The sequence below is a fragment of the Spirosoma sp. KUDC1026 genome (genome assembly GCF_013375035.1).
Classification (GTDB): domain Bacteria; phylum Bacteroidota; class Bacteroidia; order Cytophagales; family Spirosomataceae; genus Spirosoma.
The window spans coordinates 1,520,455-1,546,722 of record NZ_CP056032.1 but is presented as its reverse complement, the minus strand read 5'-3'; the positions used below and the strand labels follow the sequence as shown (position 1 = coordinate 1,546,722).

Sequence of the window (26,268 nt, the reverse complement as noted above, 5' to 3'; positions counted from 1 at the left end):
GTTTAATCCTCACTCGTTCAGTTAAACGTAATTTTAAGAATACCAGCCATGTTACCAACGAACAGATTTCCTTTAGAATCGAAAACCAAACTATAAGGGATCGTAAACTGTGCTTCCCGGCCGATACCATCACCAGTTACTGTGCTGACTATACCATCTGGAGATATCTTTCGAAGATACCGATCATCGCCAACGTATAGATTATCTCGCTTATCGATGGCCAAGCAATTGATCTCACCGAATAAGGCTGTTGTTCCAGGCCCATCCTCATGCCCTCGTGTTCCACCGCCAGCAAACCTGGTAATTCTCCCCTGAGGAGTCATTTTTAAAATTCCGTAGATATGATCGGCGATAAACAGGTTTCCTTTGGAATCGAACGCAAGCCCCTTAGGATAATTGACTGGTTCTGCCGAAGAATACTGACCGCTTTGCTGCGACGGCCCAAATGGTCGCCCTAGCAATGCGCTTATCGTCTGCTGGGGAGTTATTTTCAGAATGCGACGATAATAGGAGTTGTCTGCAACAAGAAGATTTCCGGATCGATCAACCAGCAATGATGGGCTGTCACCAAAAAGCGCGGAGTCTGGGTGAGTGGAGTTGAGCCAGCTAGGAGCTTTACCAGCAATAGTACTAACGATACCTGATGGCGTAATTTTACGTACTGCCCACTTTTGAGCCACGTATAAGTTTCCTAATCCATCAAAGGTCATCGCATTAGGAAAATAGAAGCTGGCGCTCGACGCTTTTCCGTCGACCAGACCGACTTCCCCGGTACCAGCAAATACGCTGATCTCTTTGGCTGGCGTGACTCTGCGAATGATCTGTTTGTTTGGGTCAGCTATATACAAGTTATCTGCCGCATCAACAGCCAGGCCTATCCCAAGATTTGCCGGTAGGAAGGTTTCTACAGTGACTGATTCGTCAGCAGGATCGAGGTCTTTATCCTGCCGACAAGCCTGCAAACCCAAGACGGAAAGTAGAGCAATGAGCGTAGCGTAAAGCTTTGTATTGATCGTCATTCGTAACACGAATTCATTGTGGAAGAGTGTGGTCTGCTTTGAGAAACCAGAAATTCGTCGGTATTATAACCGATAAAAGTATACCAATGAAGAATCACTACTTCCAGACGACAACTTTCTGGACCAGAACGGGTCGATTGTCGCCCGTTAACCTGAGCAGATACGTACCGTCGGTCAGGTTACCCAGATCCAGCGTCGTTTCAACATTAGCCGGAACGTACTGTTCCGGCAGAATCACCTGCCCGGATAGTGACAGTAATTCAACGCGTCCGGGGTAGGCTGGACGAACCGTCAGAAAGCGATCAGTCGGGTTGGGGTACGCCCAGGGACTGGTTACCTCTTCGGTCGTGCCTGTAACGATTACTTTCTGCGAGGTATTTTTCAGGTAACGCAGCCCGCCTGATACCGTGCCCAGCATGAGATCGGGTAGTTGGTCGCCGTCCAGATCGCCCACACTGGCAATCAGATTTTCGCCCGGCATTCCTTTCAGCGAATCCAGCAACACGGCCGTTTGCGTTGGCTGGTCCGGGAGTTGATACACCCGAACCTGGCCGGAAGCAGTGGCCGAAATAAGCTCCCGTTTCTGATCGCCATTCAGGTCGGTAACCACCAGCGAACGCAGACCGAGGTAGGCCGTACCGATTGAAAAGCCTCCATACGCCTGGGTCTGCAACTGAAAGGTCGGACTGCTGGCCGAGCCCGTATTGCGGTAATAGCTCACGGCCCCGTAATTATCTGCACTCACCAGCATATCGACTTTACCGTCCAGATCAATGTCGGTAAACGCAATCAAATTGCCTGCTCCTATTTCGGCGGGAAGTGTCCAGGCAGCAGCTTTAGCCAGATCGTACTGTACGGCTGCCCCCCGGGCAGCCGCATTGACAAAAACCCGTATATTAAGTTTCTGCCCGGTTCCTGTTCCTTTCAGCAGCAGATCAAGACTGCCATTGTTGTCCACATCGATAAAAGAAGGAACCAGGCTGGTCAGGCCAAGTGACTGCAGATTCAGATAGTCGGTGGAGATAAGGGCGAAAGCCGGATTCTGGGTTGTCCCGCGGTTTTCGTAGTAGTACAGACTTGCCCGGAAACCACTGCCGGTCTGCACACCCATGTGCCCCACCAGCATATCCAGGTCGCCATCGCCGTCGAGATCGGCCAGGGCCGGAGCCGTATTGGCTCCGATGTCGATCATGTCGCTTTGGAGAAAATCGGTCTGCACCAGTTGGAAATCGGGCTTCTCGTTCGTGCCGACATTTTTGTAATACCAGCCTGATTTCGTAAAGTCAAAGGCCTGGTTGCTCACATCGCTCACGTTGGGTGACGCCAGCAGATCTTTTTTGCCATCGCCATCCACATCCTCCCAGGAGGTCGATGGAAATTCCGGGAACAGGATTGAGTTCTGCGCCGGGTAAAGACTGTCAAAGCTGACAAAGTTAGCATTGACGTCGTTCGTTCCCCCGTTCTTCAACCGGGCAATATTGGGACAGGTCACGAACCCGAACAGCATGTCTTTTTTTCCATCACCGTCGGTATCGATAATGGTGATCGTGTTGCCCGAATGCAGGGGTCTGGCGTTGGGCGCTGACGGTTTCGGATCAATCAGGTTGGTGCCGGTTTCGCACTGAATCCCAAATGTGAAATCGTTGCAGAACTCCTTGTGGAAATGGCCCCAGCAGGTACCGCCAGCCCGCTTGAAATCCAGCCCTTTCTGACCGGTACGTTCAACGCTCATGTTCTGATTATAAGCAATCTGATTACCCGTCGGGTCGAACGCCAGAATATCGATATCGCCGTCATCATCAAAATCCAGAATGGCAGGCACGTCGTCACTATTGGCGTAGAGGGGAAGTCGGCTGCTGAAGCCTTCGGTAATGATTGGATCGGCCACAGAGCGGAACGTCGTCTGCCCGTTCTGCAGCTCATTCCGAAACAAACGAATACTGCCCGAGCCATGCGTAAACAGGTCTTTACGCCCATCGCCGTCGTAATCGACCAGGATGATCCAGTTGTAGACCGGCGGAAAAAGCAGCTCATACTCCGGCGCGTATTGCCAGGCCATGCCACTTCCCGATGGATTATCGATGGCAACAAACGTCGTGATTTTACTGCTGATCCGGTCGAATACGACCAGATCGTCCCGGCTGTCGTTGTTGAGACGGATTGTGGCGTACTGTGTTGCGTTGAACCCGCCCGCCCACGGATTCAGCAACGACCGGCCGTTTACCGTAACGGTGGGCTGCTGACTGTACTGAAAGGATATTTGGGCCTGAATGCTGCCGGCCAGCAAACAGGCCAAAAACGTAAATAGCTTTTTCATGTATCTTTGAGCGAATCCAGCCGCATCCTGCCCGGTCTGAACCAGGGGGTGCTTTGCTGACGCTGGCTACCAAAGAACGACGAACGTTATCCGTTTCTGATGCTGTCAACCGAACAACTGTATCATAAATTTCTGGAATGCAGCAGCGTATCGACCGATACGCGCCGAATTACCGCGGACTCCCTGTTTGTAGCCCTGAAAGGTGGCAACTTTGACGGGAATCAATTTGCCGAGCAGGCTATTGCCGCCGGAGCCCGGTACGCCCTGGTCGACGATCCAACCGTGGCCGAACGCGATGCCCGCTGCCTGCTGGTCACCGATGGGCTACTGGCCCTGCAGGACCTGGCCCGGTATCATCGCCGGACCTTTAACTTTCCGGTAGTTGCCCTAACGGGTTCGAACGGTAAGACTACTACGAAAGAATTGATGGCGGCCGTTCTGTCGAAAGAGTACCGGACCTACGCGACAATTGGCAACCTGAATAACCACATCGGCGTACCACTAACGCTACTGGCGATCCGGGCCGACGAGCCGGAACCGTACGAAATGGCGGTTGTGGAAATGGGCGCTAACCACCAGCAGGAAATTGCTCTGCTCTGCTCCATTGCCCAGCCCACCCACGGTCTGATCACCAACGTTGGCAAAGCCCACCTCGAAGGCTTTGGCGGGGTTGAAGGCGTTCGGAAAGGAAAAGGCGAACTGTATGATTACCTGGCTCAGCACGGTCAAACCGTGTTTATCAACTCCCGCGATACGGTGCTGACGGCCATGTACCGCGAACGGCTGAAAACGCTACGTAGTGAAACGACCTTCGCCGAAGCAATCTTCTATCCCGGCGATCCGGTCGAGTTGCTGCAGGAGTCGCCCGTAGTGTACCGAACTGCTGACGGAAGCGAGGTAACGACGCACATGCCGGGCCGGTACAACTTCGAGAACATGCTGGCGGCTATGGCCATTGGGCAGTATTTCGGCGTTACGCCCGAAGAAACGAATCGCGCCATTGCCGACTATAACCCGACCAATAACCGGTCGCAGGTTATCCATAAAGGTACCAACACCGTCCTGCTGGACGCCTATAACGCCAACCCCAGTTCGATGGCGGCCGCCGTTCGACAGTTTGCCGCCATGCCGGCCAAACGCAAGGTTGTGATTTTGGGTGATATGTACGAGCTCGGCCCCGAAAGCGAAGCCGAACACGAAGCGCTGGGCAAACTGATTGCGGAAAGTAAATTCGACCTGGTCGTCCTGGCCGGAAAAGACATGAAACACGCCCTTGGTGCACTGCCCAAAGCGTACTATTTCCCGGATAAATTCTCGCTGCACAACTGGGTCATGGACAATCCCATGACTGATACGCACATCCTGATCAAAGGATCGCGGGGCATGAGCCTGGAAACAGTAGTTCAGTTTATTTGAGCTTCATCACGCAGCGATTTAATAAACAGTAACGGTCTGGATACGACTTTCCAGACCGTTACCAGAAACTAGACCAGCTTCATGTTAATCGGGTCCCACTTAATGATCTTCTTGCTGAAATAGCTGGCATTGCAGGAGAGTGCCGGGGCTGCTGCCCGGAAACCGAATTCGGCATCTTCAACCACGGGTTTTCCCGTTCTGACCGAATCGAAAAAGTTGGTAAAATGATCCAGGTGATCGCTGTAGCCGGTTGGGGCTTTAAAGACAATATCTTCTTTAACCGTCTTCTTGCGCTGCTCAGGCGTCCATTTGGCATCATACTCCTGTTGCATTTCGTCCCGCATACTCTTCGAGAACGTGAACAGCGAATCGTAACCACCAAAGCCGGGTGCTTCGGGCAAGATGCTGTGCTTGACGATAATGTCGTTGCCGATCACGTCGATAACGCCTTCGGAACCAACCAGTCGGATTACCTCCTGCCCGCCCGTGCCACTGATGAAATTTACCTGCAGAGTCAGCAGAAACGCAGCGTGGTCTTTGGTATCAGGGTACTGCAGTACTCCCGACATCACATCGGGCAGGTTACGCCCGTCTTTCCAGTAGCTGAGCTGGCCGGTGCTATAGATATTTTTAGGCCCTTTTGAATTAGTTATGAAGTGCGTACCACTCAATAGGTGGATGAATAAATCACCCGCTACACCCGTTCCTACCTCTTTGAAGGCCCGCCACCAGAAAAACTTTTTGGCATCGAACGGCATCTTGGCCGTAACGGCGATGAACCGCTCCCAGTCGGTCGTCATGGCATTGGCATCTTTGGGAATTGTATACTCCCATGCCCCAATAGAGCTCTGCCGGTCATAAACGGCGTTTACCATATTCAGCTTACCAATTTCACCGGCCGCCAGCAGTTCTTTGGCTTTGGCATACCCAATGCTGCTGACCCGCTGGCTGCCCACCTGCAACACCTTACCCGCCTTTTTAGCGGCTGCCATGACCGGATAGCCTTCACTGATTTTATAGACCATCGGCTTTTCGCAGTATACGTGTTTACCCTTCGCCAGCGCGTCCAGCGTGATGCGCGAATGCCAGACATCGGTGGTCGCAATAATAACTGCGTCGATGTCTTTGCGGTCTAACAGCTCTTTGTAATTACGGGTAGTATAGAGTTCATTACCAAACTGTTCCCTGGCATTCTCCAGCCGACCTGTGTATAAATCGCAGATACCAGCCAGTTCAACGCCCGGTACTTTGAGCGCCGTACTCAGGTCGAAGTGGCCTTGTACTCCGTAGCCAATTACTCCCAGCCGGATGGTATCATTGGACGAAACCGGTTTTTCGTAATGCAGAATACGTTCTTCGGCGTTGGCCCGGGCCGCCAGCGACGACAGGGGTGAAGAGGCCGCCACCAGACTGGTCGCGCCAATCTGCTGCAGGAAAAGCCGTCTTGAGCTTGAATTATGCTTTTTCACAAAAAATAAAGTTTATAACGGGGTTTAGTTGACGGCGTAACTAACGAAGGCGATTTTCTGACTGTCGGGACTCCACGACGATACGTTGATCGCGCCCTGGCCGCCAAAAAATACGGGCGTGATATCGTTGATGGCTTTTGTTCTAAGATTCATCAGGCGGAGTTTTACTTGTTTGCCAAATAAGTGTTCCTGTTTTTCGTCCGACACATAAGCAATGTACACAATCAATTTGTTGTCTGGCGAGGGGTGAGCGAACCAGTTCGCATTTTCGTCGAAACTTAATTGCTCCGGGTTTCTTTTGCCCAATACGGTTGTAATGCGGGAAGTACAGGAATCATAGGAAGTCATTTATAACAGGTAGTTTGCCATCAACAATTTTCAGAAGAAAATCCTGAATCTGAACGAACTGGAACATCTGGCGAAGAAGTTTACCGGCGCGGCTAACAAGGCCCCCTTCTTATACAGAGTCAAGAAGTAGTTGTATCGTGTGGCAGCAGGCTGTTTTGTAACAGCCTTCCAGGCTTCACTTTATGAATTACTACGTCCTAAAGAATCTATCGGGTAAAAGCTGACCAGATATGAAGACGTTTTATGTTCTTGCAATCCTGCTGCTGCCTGTTTTGAGCGTAAGCTGCCGTCAGCCAATGGCGGAGTCGACAGACGTATCAGCTGATGATTATGAAGTGTACTCAGTCTTTCTCAATGGTGTTCTGAACTCTCTGTACAGACCGCCTTATGCCACCGTCGTTCTCTATGATTCGACTTCTATCCACGCGCATGGTCTGGCCCCAGAAACGACTTGGGACAACTACGCTGCCGAAGGAGAATGCTGTATTTACGACAAGGATACGTCCCGCTGCCGACAAGCTCGCGACAATGCCTGGAAGCCGATTTATGAAGAATTGAAGCAGGTTACCGACCAGAAGCACAAAAAGTTAGCCCCTAACTTCACCACGCATATCCCCGTAACGATACTGTCCCGCGAGAAAATACAGCAACTTTATAAACGGTATGACGATGAGACTGTAAATATTTACACCTTTCACGTATCAAACATCGCCTACAATACCACAAAAGATAAAGCTCTTTTCGTTAGTAGTTTTTTTTGTCAAGGTAACTGTGGTCGCGGTGAGCTAATTATGTTGAAACGTATTAACCACCACTGGGTTTTGATTGATACGTTCCAGATGTGGATTTCTTAATTCCTGATTTACAATGAAAAAATTAGTCAACCTGTTTCTTTTCTTTGCACTCACGTTCATCTCCTTTCGTTCACTGGCTCAGGCGCAGCCCCCTTTCGAGAACGAGATTCAGGCGTTTGAAGCGGCCGATAAGCAAACTCCGCCCCCGGCCAACCCAATTCTATTCACGGGTAGCTCGTCCATCCGGCTCTGGCCTGACTTACAGAGCTACTTTCCCGGCAAACCGGTGCTAAACCGGGGCTTTGGCGGTTCGCAGCTGAGCGACGTTCTCCGGTACGCCGACCGGGTTATTATTCCGTACAAACCAAAGCAGATTGTGCTGTACGCGGGTGAGAATGACATTGCCACGGGTAATGTAACGGCCCAGCAAACCTATGACCGCTTTGTTGATCTGTTTCAGTACGTTCGCAAGCAGTTGCCCGACGTACCGTTTCTGTTTATCTCAATCAAGCAGAGCCCGTCCCGGCGCAAATATTACCCGGTGGTCGATGAAGCCAATCAGTTGATCAAGGATTATCTGGCCAAACAGAAAAATACGCAGTTCGTCGACGTCCGTCCGGTTATGCTGCAACCCAATGGTCAGTCGCGGCCGGAGCTGTTTAGAGCTGATAGTCTGCACATGCTGCCAGCGGGTTATCAGGAATGGACACCGCTCATTGCACCCTATCTGAAGTAACACACAGGTAACGAACGGGCTACAGGCTAGAAAGTGCTTCGCGATTGGTAGGCTTTCTAGGCAATCCTGTTTAATTTTGTATTTTAGAAAGAAAACAACCACGTTGACAGGGATTTATCTGGTCCTGCTGCGTATATTATTTCATCCGAATGCAAACCTCCACGTACGTCCCCTACAAAGTAAAGGACATCGCACTGGCCGACTGGGGCCGCAAGGAAATTAAACTGGCCGAGGCCGAAATGCCGGGCCTGATGGCGCTACGCGCTGAATATGGCCCGTCGAAGCCACTGGCTGGTGCCAAGATCGCCGGCTGTCTGCACATGACCATTCAAACGGCGGTGCTGATCGAAACGCTGGTTGAACTGGGTGCCGACGTGACCTGGTCGTCGTGTAATATTTTCTCGACTCAGGATCACGCTGCAGCTGCTATTGCTGCGGCTGGCATTCCTGTTTACGCCTGGAAAGGCATGAACGAAGAAGAATTCAACTGGTGTATCGAACAAACGCTGTTTTTCGGCGAAGATCGTCAGCCATTGAACATGATTCTGGACGACGGTGGTGACCTGACCAACATGGTGTTCGACGTATACCCGGAACTAATCCAGGGTATCAAAGGTCTGTCGGAGGAAACGACGACGGGTGTTCACCGCCTGTACGAGCGGATGAAAAATGGTACGCTGCACCTGCCGGCAATCAACGTAAACGACTCCGTAACGAAGTCGAAATTCGACAACAAATACGGCTGCCGCGAATCGCTGGTTGACGCGATTCGTCGCGCTACCGACCTGATGCTGGCTGGTAAAGTAGCTGTTGTAGCGGGCTACGGTGACGTAGGTAAAGGCTCGGCCGAATCACTGCGTGGCGCTGGCTGCCGGGTCCTGGTTACCGAAATCGACCCAATCTGTGCCCTGCAGGCGGCCATGGACGGTTACGAAGTTGTTCCAATGGATGAAGCCGCTACGCGGGCCAATATCTTCGTGACGGCTACGGGTAACGTAAACATCATCAAAGAGCGTCACTTCAAAATGATGCGCGACAAAGCGGTTGTTTGTAACATCGGCCACTTCGACAACGAAATCGACATGGCATGGCTGAACAGCGCTTACGGTAGCTCCAAGAGCCAGATCAAACCACAGGTCGATATGTACGAAATCGACGGTAAGGAGATCATTGTCCTGGCCGAAGGTCGCCTAGTGAACCTGGGTTGCGCTATGGGTCACCCATCGTTCGTGATGTCGTGCTCGTTCTCGAACCAGACGCTGGCTCAGCTGGAGCTGTGGGCGAACTCGGACAAGTACGAAAACAAGGTGTACGTTCTGCCGAAGAAACTTGACGAGAAAGTGGCGGCTCTGCACCTGGCACACGTTGGCGCGAAACTCGAGCCATTGGAGCAGGAACAGGCTGACTACATCGGCGTAGCGGTCGAAGGTCCGTTCAAATCGGAAATGTATCGGTATTAATGGTTTAAGGAGGAAAGGAAGGAGGGAGGAAAGGAGAAAGGACGTGAGCATGCTTATTTCTTTTCTTCTTTCCTCCCTCCTCCCTTTCCCGCTACGGCGGACCGTTCCTTTCTCCTTTTACAAATACCTATGAAAAAACACCTGCTTTGGCTGGTACTTGCGGGGCTGACCGCCTGCCAGCCGGGTTATCATCTGACGAAGCGAACCGCTACACTAACGACCGTCGACTCGATGACGGCAACGTCGGACAAGAACGTAGCGCAGTTTCTGATTCCGTACCGGGAGGGAGTTGATAAACGAATGAACGAGGTGCTGGCCCAGTCCACCGCCCGGATTGAGAAGCGGCAACCGGATGGCCCGCTGAATGACTTACTCTGCGATGCTTTGTTGCAACAGGCAACCATTCGTTACGGCAAACCCATCGACTGTTCGCACCTGAACTACGGCGGTATTCGCAGCAACCTCCCCGAAGGCAACATCACGGTTGGTTCCATTTTCGAAGTTATGCCGTTCGACAATCAGCTGGTGATTCTGACGGTGACGGGCACCATGCTGCAGCAACTACTGGACCACTTTGCCAAAGGCGACAAGCTGGTGATTGGTGGGCTTCGGACCGTTGTCAAAAACGATAAAGTGCAGTCCGTTACGTTCACGAACGGCCGGACGCTGCAACCCAACGAGACTTACACCGTGGCTATGAGCGACTACGTGGCCGACGGTGGTGACTATGCCGGTTTCCTCAAGAACGCCGTGAAACGCGAAACACTAACGTATTTAATCCGCGACGCCCTGATCGACTATTTCCGGAAGCAGGGACAGACCGGCCAACCCATTACTCCCGCTTCTGATGGACGCGTTACAGTCGAATAGACGTCAGTTTCTCAAACTCTTCGGCACGGCGGCTGTTATTGGCAGCGTTGCCCCAGATCTGCTGGCACAGGCCCGAAAAGCCGTATCGGTTACTATCCTGCACACCAACGATGTTCACAGTCGTCTGGACCCCTTCCCGATGGACGGGAGCCGAAACGCGGGCCGGGGTGGTGTAGCCCGGCGTGCTACGCTGCTTAAGTCGATTCGGGAGCAGGAAAAGAACGTACTCTTATTCGACGCGGGTGACATTTTCCAGGGAACGCCTTACTTCAACCTGTACAAAGGTGAACCCGAAATTCTGGCGATGAACCAGTTGGGCTATGACGCCGGTACGCTGGGAAATCATGACTTCGACGGTGGCATCGACAACATGGTGACGCAGTTCGGTAAGGCGAAATTCCCGATGCTGATTGCCAATTATGACTTCAAGAACACCGTCATGGATGGCCGGACCCAGGCGTCCAAAATCTTTGAGAAAGACGGTGTACGCATCGGCGTGTTTGGCGTTGGTATCAAACCAGACGGCCTGATTCCGAAAGAAGCGTACAAAGAAACCAAATACCTGGACCCGATTGAGATCGGGAATGATATGGCGGCTAAGCTTCGCAGTGAGAACAAATGCGATTACGTCGTTTGCCTGTCTCACTTAGGGTTTAAATACGAGGGGCCAACCGTATCCGATAACGTACTGGCGGCTAAGACCCGGAATATTGATCTCATCATCGGTGGGCATACGCATACCTTTCTGAACGAACCCGTCGTCGTCAACAATACAAATGGGCACCCCGTCTGGATCAATCAGGTTGGTTTTGCGGGTATTAACCTGGGGCGAATTGATCTAACTTTCGATTCGGGTAAAGCAAACGTTAAAGGGCAGTCTATTGGCGTATAACCAACATGACTATACGCAATAGAAACGAAGTCCCGCTGAGCAACTCGGCGGGACTTCGTTTCTATACAGATATGCCTATTATAGACCGCTTCTTTCGAGAGCGGGATAATCTGTATAGCCTTTTTCGCCGGGGGTATAGAGCGTCGAGTAATCAGGCTGATTAAGCGGTGCCCCAGTCCGAAGCCGTTCAACCAGGTCAGGGTTTGCCAGCAAAGGACGACCAAACGCGATTAAATCAGCCCGACCATCTTCCAGATCTTTCTCGGCCCGCTCACCATCGTAACCACCACTGAGAATTAGTGTGTTGGTAAAAAACGCTCGGATTTTAGTTATCATTTCTTCTGGCACAGCCGGCGCCCCCATACTCTCGTGGTTAACCAGGTGCAGATAAACGACACCAATTGCCTTCAGTTCCTGGGCGATATACGCGTAAGTCCGATCGATATCTTCATACGTTTGCATATCATTAAAGGCGCCGTACGGAGACAGCCGGACACCAACCTTTTCAAAGCCGATAGCTTCGCCCGTTTTCCGAGCAATTTCCATCAGGAACCGGCTTCGATTCTCGATGCTTCCCCCATAATCGTCGGTCCGCTGATTGGTGTTGGGGTTGATAAACTGCTCGATCAGATACCCATTTGCACCGTGTAGTTCAACGCCATCAAAACCCGCTTCAATCGCGTTTCGGGCAGCTTCGACAAATTCTCGTATTGTCGAATGCACTTCTTCGGTAGTCAGTTCGCGGGGCAACGCATTCTGCTGCATACCTTCGGTGTCTGTGTACATTTCACCCTGAGCCCGAATAGCCGAGGGCGCGACGGGCTCCCCGTTCATATGCATATTGGCGGGGTGAGCAATACGCCCCGAGTGCATCAACTGCGCAAAAATATGACCTCCTTCGCGGTGAACGGCTTCTGTCACTTTTTTCCAGCCAGCAACCTGTTCAGCCGTATATAGGCCTGGAACACGTGCGTAGCCGTTCCCATTAGGCGACGGTGCCACTCCCTCTGTAATAATCAGACCGGCTGAAGCACGCTGGGCGTAGTACTCGGTCATGATATCAGTTACATCATGGTCGGTTGTTGCCCGGTTGCGGGTCATGGGCGACATAACGATACGGTTCCGCAGCTTTATTTTTCCGAGCGTAACGGCCGTGAATAATTTCTGTAGCATAAGGGTTATCTTTTGATACGTACTACCAACTACCAAACCCTCCAGAAGTTTGACCGCGACGAAGTAAAATCAGGCCAGCTCTTTCAGAAAATCAGACAGATCCTGAATCGATTGTTTGTTCAGGGTCAGATATAAATTGCGGCCTTCCTTGTGGGCATTGACCAGCCCACTGTCGGTAAGGAGCTTGACATGATGCGACACGCAGGGTTGCGACAGACCCGTCAGTTCCTGAACATCAGTATTGGTCAGGCTTCCCCGCTGTGACAACTCTTTCAGAATGGACAGGCGATACCGGTCGGCAATGGCACCGGTCGCTTTCTCCACAAAACATTTTTCCGTGCGTGTCATTAATGATATATACGGCTCGCGATCTGGCAAATAAACAAATTTGGCAGAAAAAGCGTGCAGAAAACGGGGCTTCCAGCGGTGGTTAACCTAATATTACCTGACCCGCTGGTGAGTTACGACGTCTGTGGGATTCTTTTTCGCGTAGTTTGTTGTTGTGGTGATACAAACTGTTCATAGCCCGAATGGGCTTATCGCATGAAAATCGGCATTGTGTGCTACCCGACCTTCGGGGGCAGTGGCGTTGTCGCCACCGAACTTGGTAAGGCACTGGCTAAAAACGGCCACCAGATTCACTTCATTACGTATCAGCAACCTCCCCGTCTTGATTTTTTCAATGAGAACGTTTTCTACCACGAAGTAAATATTCCCGCCTATCCGCTGTTCCAGCATGCCCCCTACGAGTCGGCGCTGGCCAGCGAGATGGTCAATGTTGTGCTGAATGAAAATGTTGATCTTCTGCACGTTCACTACGCCATCCCTCACGCATCGGCGGCTTACATGGCCAAGATGATTCTGCAGTCGCAGGGGCGACACGTTCCCGTTGTGACCACACTGCACGGCACCGATATTACGCTCGTTGGTAAAGATGCGTCGTACGAACCGGTTGTTACGTTCAGCATCAACCAGTCCGACGGCGTGACGGCCGTATCCGAAGATCTGCGCCGGGATACCTACGCCCATTTCAACGTTACCCGGGAAATTGACGTTATTCCTAACTTTATTGACCTGGATCGGTTCAAACGACAGAAGAAGGATCATTTCAAACGCGCTATTTGCCCGAACGGCGAAAAACTAATCGTCCACACGTCCAATTTCCGGCGGGTAAAACGCATCGACGATGCGGTCATGATGTTCTATCATGTTCAGCAACAGATACCGGCGAAGCTGCTGTTGGTCGGCGATGGCCCTGAGCGCGCCCGTATCGAACGACTCGTTCGAGAACTGGGCATCGACGAGCAGGTACGTTTTCTGGGTAAACTGGACGCCGTCGAGGAAGTGCTGTCGGTTGCCGATCTGTTCGTAATGCCGTCAGAAAACGAAAGCTTTGGTCTGGCCGCGCTCGAAGCGATGGCCTGCGAGGTGCCGTTGATTACGTCGAATGCCGGTGGGTTGCCCGAACTGAATATTCAGGGGGTGACGGGTTTCCTGAGCCCCGTTGGCGACGTAGCCGACATGGTTAAGAATGCCTTGTATGTACTGGACGATGCGAATCTGCCTACGTTCAAGGAAAACGCGCTGGCCCGGGCGAAAGAGTTTGAACTGTCCAAGATTCTGCCGTTTTACGAAGCGCATTACGAGCGCGTACTGCAGGAAAGCCGGGTTGCGTAAGCGCTGGTTTATTGTTTTCTAAAACTGCCCTGAAGATCATTCGGGGATGACTGATGAACCCAAACATACCTCAAACTGATCGGAAGCGCGTCGTTATTATTGGAGCGGGTTTTGGCGGCCTGCAACTGGCCCGGAAGTTATCAGCCCGGAAGGAATTTCAGGTTGTCCTGATCAACCGCCATAACTACCACGAATTTCAGCCGCTCTATTATCAGGTGGCCACGGCGGGTCTGGAAGCTAACGCAATCCTGTTTCCGCTCCGGTCGGTGTTTGGGAATTGTAAAAACGTCCATATCCGCGTAACGAACGTGACGGGTATCCGAACCACTGAGAAAACGGTCGATACCGAACTGGGGTCGGTTACGTACGATTACCTGGTTATTGCGACGGGTGCAGACACGAATTTCTTCAACCAGGAGAATATCATTGCCAATGCCCTGCCGATGAAATCCGTTTCGGAGGCTATTGCTTTGCGGAACCGGATGCTCCAGAACTTCGAAGATGCCCTCAGCGTCGAAACCGAAGAAGAGCGCGAAGGCTTGATGGACGTAGTGGTCGTAGGGGGAGGACCTACGGGGGTTGAGCTCTGTGGTACGCTGGCTGAGATGCGTAAGACGGTGCTGCCCCGCGATTACCCCGAGCTGGATTTCAAAATCATGGATATCTACCTGATCGAATCGGGCGGGGAGTTGCTGGGACCGATGTCGATTGATTCGCAAAAACACTCGCTGGAGTACCTGCAGGAATTAGGTGTCAACGTACGACTTAACACGCGGGTCAAGGATTTCGATGGGAAGGTGGTTACCATGAACGACGGCTCGTCGCTGCGGACCAATAACCTGATCTGGGCCGCAGGCGTTCGCGCCAATCCAATTGACGGTTTACCGGCCGAAACCATTGGACGGGGCAACCGCATACAGGTCAACCGCTACAATCAGGTACAGGGCTTTACAGACGTATTTGCCATTGGCGACGTAGCGCTGATGACTGAAGAGAAATGGCCAAACGGCCACCCACAGATTGCGCAGCCCGCCATTCAACAGGGGAAACACCTGGCTAAGAATCTATTGCGCTGGGTACGTAACGAACAACCGGCAGAATTTACCTACAAAGATCTGGGCACGATGGCCACAATTGGGCGCGGGCTGGCAGTCGTCGATTTGCCTTTCTTTAAGTTTCAGGGATTTTTTGCGTGGCTCACGTGGTTATTCGTGCACCTGATGGCAATCGTAGGCGTTAAGAACAGACTGGTAATCTTCCTGAACTGGATGTTTAACTACCTGACATTCAATAACTCACTTCGACTTATCATCCGTCCGAAGCTACCGAAAAACAGCATGCCGGTTTCCTTCGAAAAAATTGCGGATCAAATAGAAGTCGCGAATGGCTCGCCTAGATAGTAAAATAGGTTTACTATCTACTTACAATGAATGGGTTTTCATTGTATTTTTGCAGTATTACTTATAGTCAACGTAACTGATTATGGAATCAACCAAAGAACGCCTGCATACGTTAGCCGGTCATGGGAAAACCCGTCCGAAAAATAGCGGCACCAAGCAACTTTTTGACAATCCTATTCTGGAGGCTCTGTCACGGACACATATCATGGTTCCTATTACAATGTGGCTGACGCTGTCCGTCTTTCTGGGCTGGTATGCGTTTACTTATACCGAAATGAGTACGGGCATGATTGCAGCGCTGTTTGCAACGGGTCTGTTCGTTTTTTCCCTGTTTGAATACATCTTACACCGGTATATTTTTCACCTGGCCCCCACAACCCCACGTCGGGCTAAAATTCAATATACTGTTCACGGAGTTCACCACGAATATCCGAAAGACAAGACCCGGCTGGCCATGCCTCCAGCGCTGGCTATTTTCGTAGCGGCTTTATTTTTTGGCATGTTCTTCCTGGCCATGGGCGAAGCGGCTTATGCCTTTTTCCCTGGCTTCCTGGTCGGCTATTCGGGTTACCTGGCAACGCATTTCATTGTGCATGCCTACGCTCCCCCAAAGAATTTCTTCAAGGTACTGTGGATTAACCACAGTGTTCACCACTACAAGAATCCAGAAAGCAACTATGGCGTGTCGTCACCTTTCTGGGACTATATTTTCGGTTCGTTCCAGAAGTAATCGACGGTCTATATCAACAAAAATTCCCCGGATGGTCATCCGGGGAATTTTTGTTTTGGGGCTATTCGTTTCGCTACCGCAGCTTCTCGTTGTCCAGGTGCCGAGTTGCGTCGCGGATGTTTTTCTTCTCCAGGTTCTTCTGTAAAGCGTCGGTCAGGTCAATTCCTGTCTGGTTCGCCAGGCAGATCAGAACCCATAATACGTCGGCCATCTCATCACCCAGGTCTTTTGCTTTGTCCGATTCCTTTTCGGATTGTTCTCCATAACGACGGGCAACGATCCGGGCCACTTCGCCTACCTCCTCGGTGAGCATGGCCATGTTGGTTAGTTCATTAAAATACCGAACGCCGACGGTCTTTATCCATTCGTCAACGGTATCCTGGGCTTCGCGGATGGTCATACGGGCTTATTTTTCGGGAACAAAGGTGAGCGAACTGAACTGACTTTCATCGAATACATCCTGCGCCAGCGCCTGTAACTGATTAGCTGTTACGGACTTGATTTCGCCGAAAATATCGCTTAGCGACTCAACCCGGTCAATATCCAGCAGGCTTTTGGCCATCATCAGCATAAAGCTGTTGTTGCTTTCTTCAGCCATCGCCAGTTGGCCAATCAGCTGTTCTTTCGTCTGATGCAACTGCAGCGTCGTCAGCGGTTGTTCGCGCAGCCGCTTCAGTTCTTTCATAATGAGCGAGTGCGCCCTATCCACCTTCTTGGGATCGGTACCGAAGTAAATTCCCAGAAAACCTGTATCCAGGTACGGTGTGTAGCTGGCATCAATCGAGTAGACCAGCCCGTATTTTTCGCGCAGATTCAAATTCAACCGGGAGTTCATCCCAGGCCCGCCCAGCAGGTTAACCAAGATAAAAAACGGAAGCCGGCGCGAATCGGTCAGGCCATAGGCAGGTCGCCCTAACGCGCATTGTGCCTGCGTAATAGGGCGTTCGATCCGCGTTTGCTTCGGCACGTAATCGGTTGGCTGCCGACGCTGGCGAACTGAATGCTGCGCCGGTACGTCCCGAAAGTATTTTTCGGCGATTTTGACAACCTGCTTAAACGGCAGATTACTCACCGTAGCAAACACAATCCGACTCGTATCATAGTTCTCGGCAATAAACTGTTGCAGATCTTCGCGACGGAATGAGCCAACCGTTTGCGTAGTACCCAGAATGTTGCCGCCCAACGCGTGATTCGGGAAAATCAATTCATCAAAGTCATCCTGAATGGCATCTTCCGGCGAGTCGTAGTACATAGCCATCTCTTCCAGGATGACCCCCCGCTCCCGCTCGATCTGCTTCTCAGGGAAAACCGAATTGAATGTAATGTCGGCCAGCAGCTCAGTGGCTTTCTCGAAATGAGCGCCCAGCACAGACGCATGAAAACAAACTTTTTCTTTCGTAGTGTAGGCGTTCAGCTCCCCGCCTACCGTTTCCAGGCGGGTAATGATATGGTAGGCTTTCCGTTTCTCCGTACCTTTGAAGGCCATATGCTCCCAGAAGTGGGCCAGCCCCTGTTGTTCGGGTCGTTCATCACGGCTGCCAATATCGAGCATAATCCCACAGTGAGCAATTTGCGTATGTGGTATTTGTTTATGTGCTATCCGAATTCCGTTCGGCAGCGTATACACTTCGTAATCTTCCATTCTAAGTAATTGACGCGCCAGGCGTACTGATGATAACCGCAACCAAATCGCCCCGGTTCCTGATCAGCCAAACCGCTTTTATTGGCGATGTTATTCTGGCAACCGCGCTGCTTGAACAACTCCACCATGCCTATCCAGATGCAGTGCTGGACATGCTGGTACGTAAAGGTAACGAAGGTCTGCTGGCAAAGCATCCATTTTTAAACGAGGTACTGATCTGGGATAAAAAAGGAGGTAAGTACAAAGATCTGTGGCGGCTACTTGGGGTTATTCGTAGTCGCCAGTATGATGTTGTTCTCAATTTGCAGCGCTTTGGCGCAACGGGGGCGCTCACGGCCTTGTCCCAGGCCAAAACAACGATTGGTTTCGACAAAAATCCCTTTTCCCGATTCTTTACGTACCAGATCGAACACCGGATGGAGCCGGGCATCCATGAGATTGACCGAAATCTGGGTCTGCTACGTCCCCTTGGCGTTACAGGTCCGGCCAAACGCCCTAAGTTGTATCCCTCAGCCAGCGATTACGAAGCCGTTAAAGCGTATCAAATGCAGCCGTACGTCTGCATGGCTCCCATGTCGGTCTGGTTTACGAAGCAATACCCTGCCGAACGCTGGATCGAACTGATCAGAGCTTTCCCTGAAGAATACACTATTTTTTTGCTGGGGGCGCCCCCGGACCGGGCCGCCTGCGATCAAATACTGGCTCAATCGGGCCGACCGAATGGTATTAATCTGGCGGGAAAGTTAAGTCTGTTGCAATCGGCGGCCTTGCAACAAAGCGCCCGGATGAATTACGTGAATGACTCAGCCCCGCTGCACCTTTGCTCGGCCATGAATGCGCCAACAACGGCCATTTTTTGCTCGACAGTGCCGGACTTTGGTTTTGGACCGCTGGCCGACGTATCGCGGGTGGTGCAGACGCACGAGAATCTTAGCTGCAAACCCTGCAACCTGCACGGCCGAAAGAAATGCCCACTTGGCCATTTCCGCTGCGCCTGGGGCATTGAGCAGGATGAACTGCTGACGTTTTAACGGCGCTGATGGAGCGAGCTACAGGTATTTGTGCTGTCGGAACCAGGTGAAGGCTTCCTCCATAGCCAGTCGGACCGGCGTCTGGGGTAAATGCAGGTCTTTTACAGCTTTGGCCGCGTTGAAGTAATGAGAATCGTTTGCAACAGCCGTCATCGCCGAATTAAGCTGGGCCAGCTTACCCGTCAGTTTGTATTTCCAGTCGCTGAGCCGACCAATGGCCGACGCGATTGGAGGCAATACCGGCAAGGCCGGTGGCTGAACCTGCATGACATCGGCCATCAGCGAAAACGCTTCGCGGTAGCTCAGGTTCTGATTGCCCAGTATGTAGGATTCTCCTATTTCGCCTTCGGTCAGTGCGTTGACCGTTGCCGTTGCTACGTCGGCGACATGAATATAATTCTTGCCGCCCACGGGTATGCCTGCGACATCGCCCCGGTAAACAGCCAGCATCAGAGCATTCGACGAAATCTTGTAATCCAGAGGACCAATCATGAAAGTAGGATGCACCAGCACCACCGGCAGGCCATCTTCCTGAACCGCCTGCATAACCAGTTCCGTAGCCGCCCGCTTGCTGTCCATATAATCCAGCCCGTAGCGTTCGCCCATGTACGGCAATCCTTCGTTACCGGGCTTCTCCTTTGAGCCAAAACCGAATACATTCGCGGTTCCAACAAAGACGAATCGCTCTATTTTACCTTCGAGCGCAGCAGCCAGGACAGCGGCTGTTCCTTCAATATTTGTGTCGACAACGTCCTTCGAACGGGCGGGGTTGACCTGAGTAGCAGCCCCGGCATGAATAACGTAGTCACAGCCGTACACAGCAGCCCGAACATTATCCACATCACGCAGATCGCCCAGCCAGATGTCAAGGGACAGATCATCAAGTGCCCGACGGTCGCTGTCGGGGCGCACGAAGGCGCGAACGGCATAACCGCGCCGGAGCAGCTCCCGACACAGATGCCCCCCTAAAAAGCCGTTTGCACCGGTTAACAGTACCGTTTTCATGAGTGATTGGAAACGAATAAATAACCTCGTCTCCTTACGTGATCAGACTATACGATACGCGACGAGGTCGAACTATGCTGGTTGTAGAACCATCAAGAGTCGATTGATTAGAATATAGTTGGAATTATTATCTGCTCCAGGGCTGATTTGTACGCACGGGAAGCGGGCTGAAGCCGCTACGTAAGGAAGGAAATATCAACTGGCTAACGGATACAGCTAGTCGCTGTCCGAAACGGGCGGACGCTGTGTAGCAACGAAGAATACGGTCTTTCTCAACCAGTAGTGCTAACGTAATTGTTTCAATCATAACTGCACAATTTCATGGGTATAAACGGTCAGAAGCATATACGATTATTTTCCTGGATCAGATTTTCAAGTAAATAGATTTTGCTGGTTGCCTGGCTGCAATGTAACCCCGCTCATAACCGCTGAACAGGCTCCGATCAGCTTAGTCTTCCTGTCCTCTTGCTACTTGCTTTTTAAATGATTATGTTTTTAATATTTTGGTTATATATCTTTTTTTAAAATTTTATATTAAATTTTAATCATTATACATAATTAATTATTTTTTATTTCATTTTATACAGTATATTTGATCTGTAAAAACACACAAATAGAGTACTCGAATAACCCGCTGCTTCATCGGCCGAAAGAACGGAGCGGTTATTAATCAACAAACGAGTCATACTACTGTCGACGTCTTCTGCATGGGTTACAGCTAGGTAAGTTTACCGTGCTGTAATAACACCGATTGTGTCAGTTTTCGGCACAATGCTTCCGCTCATACTTATCGATCGCCCTGCCGCAATCAAATCAAATGCGGGTAAGGGATTTTATACCCGGTTTGCTCCGATCCTTCAAGTCGGACGGCCACTACTCGCAGGCAACGAGCGACCGGGTACAGCCAAACGTAATCCAGCTGTTACCGGGCCGCCTGGCTCGACTGACACTCATACTACGCTTGTTTAACCCCAAACTTTATGAAACAAAATTTACTCCTATGGGTATTCTGCTGGTGTTGTATCGGGTTGACCGCCCAGGCACAAAGCCGGCTGCTTAAAGGTACTGTCAGTTCCCCTACCGAGGGCGCTCTGCCGGGCGTAAACGTGGTTATTAAAGGCACTAACACCGGCACCACCACCGACTCCAAAGGGCAGTATGCCCTCAGTATCCCCAACGACGATGTTATCGTTACGTTCAGTTCAATCGGTTTTGCCACGCAGGAAACCAAAGTAGGTAATCGGTCGACGCTGGATATCGCCTTACAGTCCGACGAGCGGGCCCTGTCGGAAGTGGTCGTAACCGCTTTCGGGATCAAAAAGGAGGTAAAAGCGCTGGGTTATGGTGTCCAGGAAATAAAAGGACAGCAGCTGACCGAAGCCCGTACAACCAACGTTGTCAACAGCTTGTCGGGCAAGGTAGCCGGTCTGCGGGTTAGCAGCAATGGTGGTCCGGGCAGTGGGTCGACCATCCAGATTCGGGGTGCCTCGTCCGTGTCGGGCAACAACCAGCCACTGGTGGTGGTGGACGGCGTCCCCATTCAGCAGACATTCGATAAACAGTTCGGCTCGGGCTTATCCGAAATCAATCCCGACAACATCCAGGAACTGACCGTACTGAAAGGCCCGAACGCGGCCGCTTTATATGGCTCCCGGGCGGCTAATGGCGTTATTCTGGTGACGACCAAAACGGGCGCGGGCACCAAAGGACTTGGTGTTGAGGTAAACTCGAATGCAACGTTCGAGCGACCCTGGGTTAAACCAGGCTTTCAGAATACGTACGGCGGAGGCAATGGCTACCGCACCTGGTACACCGATGGCTGGAGCGGCAGCATCACTACGCCACTCGAAATCAGTCAGTATCGGGCGGCCTATGGCCCCAATGCGCCATTGAGCGGTACAGAAGGAACCGACGAAAGCTGGGGGGCTCCCATGGACGGGCGGCTCGTTCGGCAGTGGTGGACGGGCAACGAGGTGGCTCCACTGACTCCGCAACCCAATAACTACGATGAATACTGGGCGACCGGTAAAACGTTTACTAACAACGTAGCGATTTCAGGGGCCAACGACAAGGGTAATTTCCGGCTCAGCATTGGTCGGCTCGATCAGCAGGGAATCATGTACTACAATGATTTTCACCGCAATAATTTCAAGTTCAACTCAGGCTATAATTTCACGCCCAAATTAAGCGTCACCTTGTCGGGCGAGTACATCAAATCGGGTTCGAAAAACCGGGGCTATACCGAAGGACAGCAGTTTATCTGGTCGCACCGGCACGTATCATGGGCGCAGCTGCGGGATTACGAAAGTTATCAGAACATCAGCATTAACCGGGCCGTAGCAGGCAAACCCGCCGATACCGATCCACCAAACTGGCAGCATACTTTCTTCACCAACCCTTATTTCACCCAGCTCCGGCTTCCGTATGGCAACGACAAAGACCGGCTGGTAGGCAATATTGCCCTGAATTATAAAATCCTGCCATCACTAAGTCTGCTGATTCGTTCCGGAACCGATCTCTGGACGGATACCCGCATCAACATCCTCAACTTCGAGCGGGTTCGGAACGGCAACTCGACCCCAGGCTCGTACTCCGAAGAGGTACTTCGTCGGCAGGAAACCAACAGCGACTTTATCTTCACGTTTAACAAGAGTATAACCAGCGATTTTTCGATCAACGCCCAGGCTGGTGGTATTGCCCGTCAGAACTATTACAAACGGAATTACCTGCGGGTTGGTCAACTAGTTGTGGACGGGCTCTACAACGCCAGTAACGCCAACCCCAGCCAGAACGTAGCGGAGAGCGCCATCGAAAAATCGCAGGTAAACAGCGTATTTGGTTCGGTGGAATTTGGCTGGCGTAACGCCCTCTTCCTGAACGCGACGGCCCGAAACGATTGGTCGAGTACCCTGCCAGCCGCGGCCCGGTCGTACTTCTACCCCTCGGTTTCGGTGAGTGCCGTCCTGAGCGAGCTGATCAATCTGCAGAGTTCGGTACTGTCCTTTGCCAAAGTACGCGCCAGTCTGGCTCAGGTGGGCAACGACGCCGATCCGTATCAGCTTCTGCAAACCTTCCGGTCCAGTACATCGTGGAATGGCTCGGTCCCGGAATTCTACGAAAACACCCGCATTGCCAACTCGACGCTCAAACCGGAGATCACGACCGGCACGGAGCTGGGCCTGGACCTGCGTTTCCTAAAAGGCCGTCTAGGACTCGACCTGACGTATTACGATCAAACATCGCGCAACCAGATCCTGGGTGTCGAAATCTCGAAATCGTCCGGTTATAACTCCCGCATCCTGAACGCGGGCCGTATTTCGAACAAAGGACTGGAAGTTGTACTAACGGGCTCGCCGGTACGTCTGTCGAACGGCTTTAGCTGGGAAACCGCGCTGAACTTCGCCCGCAACCGAAACCGCGTCCTCGAACTGGCCGAGGGGCTATCTACTTACGTTCTCTACACCCGCCAGGGGCTTAACTCCGAAGCCCGTGTTGGGCAGCCGTACGGTACGTTGTTTGGCATTGGCTTCGAGCGCGCTCCCGATGGACAGATCATCTACGGTACCAATGGCTATCCGGTCGTATCGACGACACCCCGCATTCTGGGTAACGTACAACCCAAATGGACGGGCGGCTGGCAGAACACATTCAGTTTTAAGGGTATCGTTGTGTCGGCACTGGTTGATGTTCGTTACGGCGGCAGCCTATTCGACGAAGGAACGGGAACGGGGCGCTGGACAGGTCAGTACGCCGAAACCGCACTGGGCCGCGAAGAAGGAATTATCGGTAAAGGCGTTGTCAACATCGGCTCGGCCGAACAGCCTAACTACGTACCGAACACGACCATTGTCCCCGCCAACGCGCTCTATGGCTACAACAATCCTCGGCGCTACCACGAAGCCGCCATTTTCGATGCTAGTTATGTGAAACTGCGCGAGGTTACCCTGGGTTACCAGATTCCGGCCGTTCTGCTCAACAAGATCAAAATACGTTCGGCCAAGATCTCGCTGGTTGGCCGCAACGTGCTGATGCTGTTCAAAAACACGCCCCACATCGACCCCGAAGCCGATCGATACGGTAGCAACTCGCAGGGCTTTGCCTACGGCGAACTGCCTTCATCGCGCAGTATGGGCGTCAACCTCAATTTCTCCTTCTAACCAACGTCCGTGCTCCGCTGATGCTTTGGCGAATCACGAACCGGAATCTTCCTGTCTATGAAACGAATTCTTTCCATATTTTCTCTTTCCGCGTTGTTCGTGGTTGGTTCCTGTACGCAGAAATTCGACCAGATGAACGTAGATCCCAACAACCCAACGGCCGTTGGGCCACAGTATCTACTTCCGTTCGCGCTGGAAACCTCCATTGATCGCTACTGGGGCAGCAGTACCCGTTTCGAACGGCTCAACCTGGATGGAGCCATGTTGTGGATGCAGTATCTATCGCGGAATATCTACTCCAACGAAGGTGATAACTATGGCGTATCGGTAGCTTTTTATAACAACAACTGGCGCGGCTTTTTCAACGATGGCCTGCTGAACTACCAGCGAATCATTACGTTATCGCAGCCGGGCGGACGGTATCAGAATACCAATTATGAAGGCATTGGCCTGGTGATGCGTACGTGGGTGTATTCCATCCTCACCGATGTGTACGGGGCTATTCCCTATTCCGAAGCGCTGAAAGGTACGGCCGACGCCCCCATCTACACACCCGCTTACGACACGATGGAAACCGTCTACGCCGGTATGCTGGCCGACCTGAAAACGGCTAATGAGAAGCTCATCGTTGGTGGCCCTGCCGTATCGGGTGATATCCTGTACAACGGCGATATTCTGAAATGGAAGAAATTCGCCAACTCACTGCGGCTGCGGCTCGCAAATCGCCAGGCAGCCAAGAAGCCCGCTGAGTCGCGGGCCATTATGGCTGAGATTCTGGGTAACGCGACCACCTACCCTATTTTTACGAGTAATGCCGACAACGCCGTACTCAAAAATACGGCCACCCGCCCCAGCAATAACGAGTGGAATGAGGTATTTGTGTACCAGAGCCGGACGGACTGGAACATCAGTAAAACGCTGTCTGATAAGCTCACAGCCCTAAACGACGCCCGGCTTCGGGTCTACGCCCAGCCTAATTCGCAGGGGCAGTATGTTGGTCACGCGAATGGCCTGCCCGATGCCATTGCCACCACCTATCTGGCCTCCAGCTCCGTCATTGGTACGTATTTCTCGCAGCTAACGACGCCCAGCGTCCTGATGACCTTTGCCGAACTGAACCTGACGCTGGCCGAAGCCGCCGTCGACGGGGACATTTCGGGAAGCGCACAAACGTACTTCGAACGGGGCATCACCGCGTCGTTCGATCAGTACGGGCTTCAGGTCAGCAGCGCCTATCTGACCGGTGTTGGTGCCGCTACCAAGGCGAAGGTGATGGAACAGAAATGGATTGCCCTCTTTGGGCAGGGCGTCGAATCCTGGATCGAGTACCGTCGAACGGGCCTTCCTGTTCTGCCAGCGAAAGACCCCCGTGCCGTTTTTGAGAATAACGGCGTTCTGCCAACCCGCCTTCAATATCCCACCTCCGAATATTCACTGAACGAGGCAAACCTGCGTAAGGGTATAACCTTGAATGGCGGAGCCGATAACATGCAGACGAAACTCTGGTGGGCCGAGAACTAGGTATCAGAAGGCACAGATCAACGTAGCATATCGTGACTATACCTAAATTTTTGTTAGGCAAAAACTAATAAATAAAGAATTTATGTCTAAGTTATTTTCATTTTTCGTAATTTTGTTTGCCTCAAGCTTAACGGGTTGTATGAAAGTTGATGACCCTTTTGTGGATCGGGTCGTGACTCCGGTATTGGTACTGGTCGACAACGCAACCGGTGACGGGGGCGGCTTGACCGCGGAGCCGGTCGTTTCGCAGAAAGTAGCAGGTCCGGTAACGCTGGCCATCCGGATCTACGAACTGGACAAAAGTGGTCTTCTCGACCACCGGGTTGGCATCGACTCCATACCGGTACCGGCGCAGGCCATCCGGCTGACGACCCGTACCGGCACGGCGCTGGGTACGCTGACGACAGATGCTAACGGGCGGGCCAGTATTTCAAAAACCTGGGCCGAACTGGGCGTAGCAACCCCGCAGGCAGGCAGCAACGTATCGCTCACCTGGTCGGGCGAGTACAAAGGCCAGGCCTTTTCGCGCTTGTCGCGGGTGCAGGCCGTTAACTAACCGATTGTAATTCACCTTACTCAATACATACCTAACTAGAACGCTTTCAACTCCT

The 26,268-nt window shown here is 52.0% G+C and carries 22 protein-coding genes; 13 read left to right on the top strand and 9 right to left on the bottom strand.

Annotation, left to right across the window (positions count from 1 at the left end; all coding sequences use genetic code 11):
• Nucleotides 1-17: 17 nt before the first annotated feature.
• Together HU175_RS06585 and HU175_RS06580 are read right to left on the bottom strand one after the other, a co-directional pair.
• Nucleotides 18-1,019 carry a hypothetical protein gene (locus tag HU175_RS06585; RefSeq protein WP_176565830.1) on the bottom strand — a complete coding sequence of 334 codons (1,002 nt, stop codon included), beginning with the start codon at nt 1,017-1,019 and terminating at the stop codon, nt 18-20.
• A gap of 97 nt (nt 1,020-1,116) precedes the next feature.
• Nucleotides 1,117-3,336, bottom strand: coding sequence for an FG-GAP-like repeat-containing protein (locus HU175_RS06580; RefSeq protein ID WP_176565829.1), 2,220 nt, complete (start codon nt 3,334-3,336; stop codon nt 1,117-1,119).
• 99 nt (nt 3,337-3,435) lie between these two features.
• Between HU175_RS06580 and HU175_RS06575 the strand changes: the two genes are divergently transcribed.
• Nucleotides 3,436-4,752 carry a UDP-N-acetylmuramoyl-tripeptide--D-alanyl-D-alanine ligase gene (locus tag HU175_RS06575; RefSeq protein ID WP_176565828.1) on the top strand — a complete coding sequence of 439 codons (1,317 nt, stop codon included), beginning with the start codon at nt 3,436-3,438 and terminating at the stop codon, nt 4,750-4,752.
• Between the two features lie 68 nt (nt 4,753-4,820).
• Here HU175_RS06575 and HU175_RS06570 read toward each other — a convergent pair whose 3' ends face one another.
• A complete protein-coding gene (locus tag HU175_RS06570; protein ID WP_176565827.1) occupies nt 4,821-6,221 on the bottom strand; it encodes a Gfo/Idh/MocA family protein in 1,401 nt (466 codons plus the stop codon).
• A gap of 24 nt (nt 6,222-6,245) precedes the next feature.
• A complete protein-coding gene (locus HU175_RS06565; RefSeq protein WP_176565826.1) occupies nt 6,246-6,569 on the bottom strand; it encodes a TolB family protein in 324 nt (107 codons plus the stop codon).
• 230 nt (nt 6,570-6,799) lie between these two features.
• On the opposite strand from HU175_RS06565, the gene HU175_RS06560 reads away from it, so the two are divergent.
• The 5 genes from HU175_RS06560 to HU175_RS06540 all read left to right on the top strand — a co-directional run bounded on the left by HU175_RS06560 (nt 6,800) and on the right by HU175_RS06540 (nt 11,321).
• Nucleotides 6,800-7,423: a hypothetical protein gene (locus HU175_RS06560; RefSeq protein ID WP_176565825.1), complete on the top strand. Its 624-nt coding sequence runs from the start codon at nt 6,800-6,802 to the stop codon at nt 7,421-7,423.
• A gap of 13 nt (nt 7,424-7,436) precedes the next feature.
• Nucleotides 7,437-8,099, top strand: a complete 663-nt coding sequence (locus HU175_RS06555; protein ID WP_176565824.1) for a GDSL-type esterase/lipase family protein — start codon at nt 7,437-7,439, stop codon at nt 8,097-8,099.
• 149 nt (nt 8,100-8,248) lie between these two features.
• The gene (gene ahcY, locus HU175_RS06550) at nt 8,249-9,559 is read left to right on the top strand and encodes an adenosylhomocysteinase (protein ID WP_176565823.1); all 1,311 of its coding nucleotides are present in this window, start codon (nt 8,249-8,251) and stop codon (nt 9,557-9,559) included.
• Between the two features lie 129 nt (nt 9,560-9,688).
• Nucleotides 9,689-10,429 (top strand): 5'-nucleotidase C-terminal domain-containing protein, encoded by a 741-nt coding sequence (locus tag HU175_RS06545; protein WP_176565822.1) that lies wholly within the window; start codon nt 9,689-9,691, stop codon nt 10,427-10,429.
• Nucleotides 10,407-11,321, top strand: a complete 915-nt coding sequence (locus tag HU175_RS06540; RefSeq protein WP_176565821.1) for a metallophosphatase — start codon at nt 10,407-10,409, stop codon at nt 11,319-11,321. Before HU175_RS06545 ends, HU175_RS06540 begins: the two co-directional genes overlap by 23 nt.
• Before the next feature lie 78 nt (nt 11,322-11,399).
• Here HU175_RS06540 and HU175_RS06535 read toward each other — a convergent pair whose 3' ends face one another.
• A complete protein-coding gene (locus HU175_RS06535; RefSeq protein WP_176565820.1) occupies nt 11,400-12,494 on the bottom strand; it encodes an alkene reductase in 1,095 nt (364 codons plus the stop codon).
• A 69-nt stretch (nt 12,495-12,563) separates the two neighbouring features.
• Entirely contained in the window at nt 12,564-12,842 is a 279-nt protein-coding gene (locus HU175_RS06530) for an ArsR/SmtB family transcription factor (RefSeq protein ID WP_176565819.1), read from the bottom strand.
• A 195-nt stretch (nt 12,843-13,037) separates the two neighbouring features.
• On the opposite strand from HU175_RS06530, the gene bshA reads away from it, so the two are divergent.
• The 3 genes from bshA to HU175_RS06515 all read left to right on the top strand — a co-directional run bounded on the left by bshA (nt 13,038) and on the right by HU175_RS06515 (nt 16,301).
• Nucleotides 13,038-14,171, top strand: coding sequence for an N-acetyl-alpha-D-glucosaminyl L-malate synthase BshA (gene bshA / locus HU175_RS06525; RefSeq protein WP_176565818.1), 1,134 nt, complete (start codon nt 13,038-13,040; stop codon nt 14,169-14,171).
• Between the two features lie 53 nt (nt 14,172-14,224).
• A complete protein-coding gene (locus tag HU175_RS06520; protein ID WP_176565817.1) occupies nt 14,225-15,571 on the top strand; it encodes an NAD(P)/FAD-dependent oxidoreductase in 1,347 nt (448 codons plus the stop codon).
• 82 nt (nt 15,572-15,653) lie between these two features.
• Nucleotides 15,654-16,301 carry a sterol desaturase family protein gene (locus tag HU175_RS06515; RefSeq protein WP_176565816.1) on the top strand — a complete coding sequence of 216 codons (648 nt, stop codon included), beginning with the start codon at nt 15,654-15,656 and terminating at the stop codon, nt 16,299-16,301.
• 73 nt (nt 16,302-16,374) lie between these two features.
• On the opposite strand, the gene HU175_RS06510 is transcribed toward HU175_RS06515, so the two are convergent.
• Nucleotides 16,375-16,701 carry a nucleotide pyrophosphohydrolase gene (locus HU175_RS06510; RefSeq protein WP_176565815.1) on the bottom strand — a complete coding sequence of 109 codons (327 nt, stop codon included), beginning with the start codon at nt 16,699-16,701 and terminating at the stop codon, nt 16,375-16,377.
• 6 nt (nt 16,702-16,707) lie between these two features.
• Entirely contained in the window at nt 16,708-17,943 is a 1,236-nt protein-coding gene (locus HU175_RS06505; protein ID WP_176565814.1) for a M16 family metallopeptidase, read from the bottom strand.
• Nucleotides 17,944-17,972: 29 nt separating this feature from the next.
• On the opposite strand from HU175_RS06505, the gene HU175_RS06500 reads away from it, so the two are divergent.
• Nucleotides 17,973-18,974, top strand: a complete 1,002-nt coding sequence (locus HU175_RS06500; RefSeq protein ID WP_176565813.1) for a glycosyltransferase family 9 protein — start codon at nt 17,973-17,975, stop codon at nt 18,972-18,974.
• Between the two features lie 18 nt (nt 18,975-18,992).
• On the opposite strand, the gene HU175_RS06495 is transcribed toward HU175_RS06500, so the two are convergent.
• The gene (locus HU175_RS06495) at nt 18,993-19,979 is read right to left on the bottom strand and encodes an NAD-dependent epimerase/dehydratase family protein (RefSeq protein ID WP_176565812.1); all 987 of its coding nucleotides are present in this window, start codon (nt 19,977-19,979) and stop codon (nt 18,993-18,995) included.
• A gap of 980 nt (nt 19,980-20,959) precedes the next feature.
• Here HU175_RS06495 and HU175_RS06490 point away from each other — a divergent pair.
• The 3 genes from HU175_RS06490 to HU175_RS06480 all read left to right on the top strand — a co-directional run bounded on the left by HU175_RS06490 (nt 20,960) and on the right by HU175_RS06480 (nt 26,213).
• Nucleotides 20,960-24,136 (top strand): SusC/RagA family TonB-linked outer membrane protein, encoded by a 3,177-nt coding sequence (locus HU175_RS06490; RefSeq protein WP_176565811.1) that lies wholly within the window; start codon nt 20,960-20,962, stop codon nt 24,134-24,136.
• Nucleotides 24,137-24,193: 57 nt separating this feature from the next.
• The gene (locus HU175_RS06485; protein ID WP_176565810.1) at nt 24,194-25,657 is read left to right on the top strand and encodes a SusD/RagB family nutrient-binding outer membrane lipoprotein; all 1,464 of its coding nucleotides are present in this window, start codon (nt 24,194-24,196) and stop codon (nt 25,655-25,657) included.
• Nucleotides 25,658-25,796: 139 nt separating this feature from the next.
• Complete coding sequence (locus HU175_RS06480) at nt 25,797-26,213, top strand: hypothetical protein (protein ID WP_228724344.1); 417 nt, start codon at nt 25,797-25,799, stop codon at nt 26,211-26,213.
• Nucleotides 26,214-26,268: the final 55 nt, after the last annotated feature.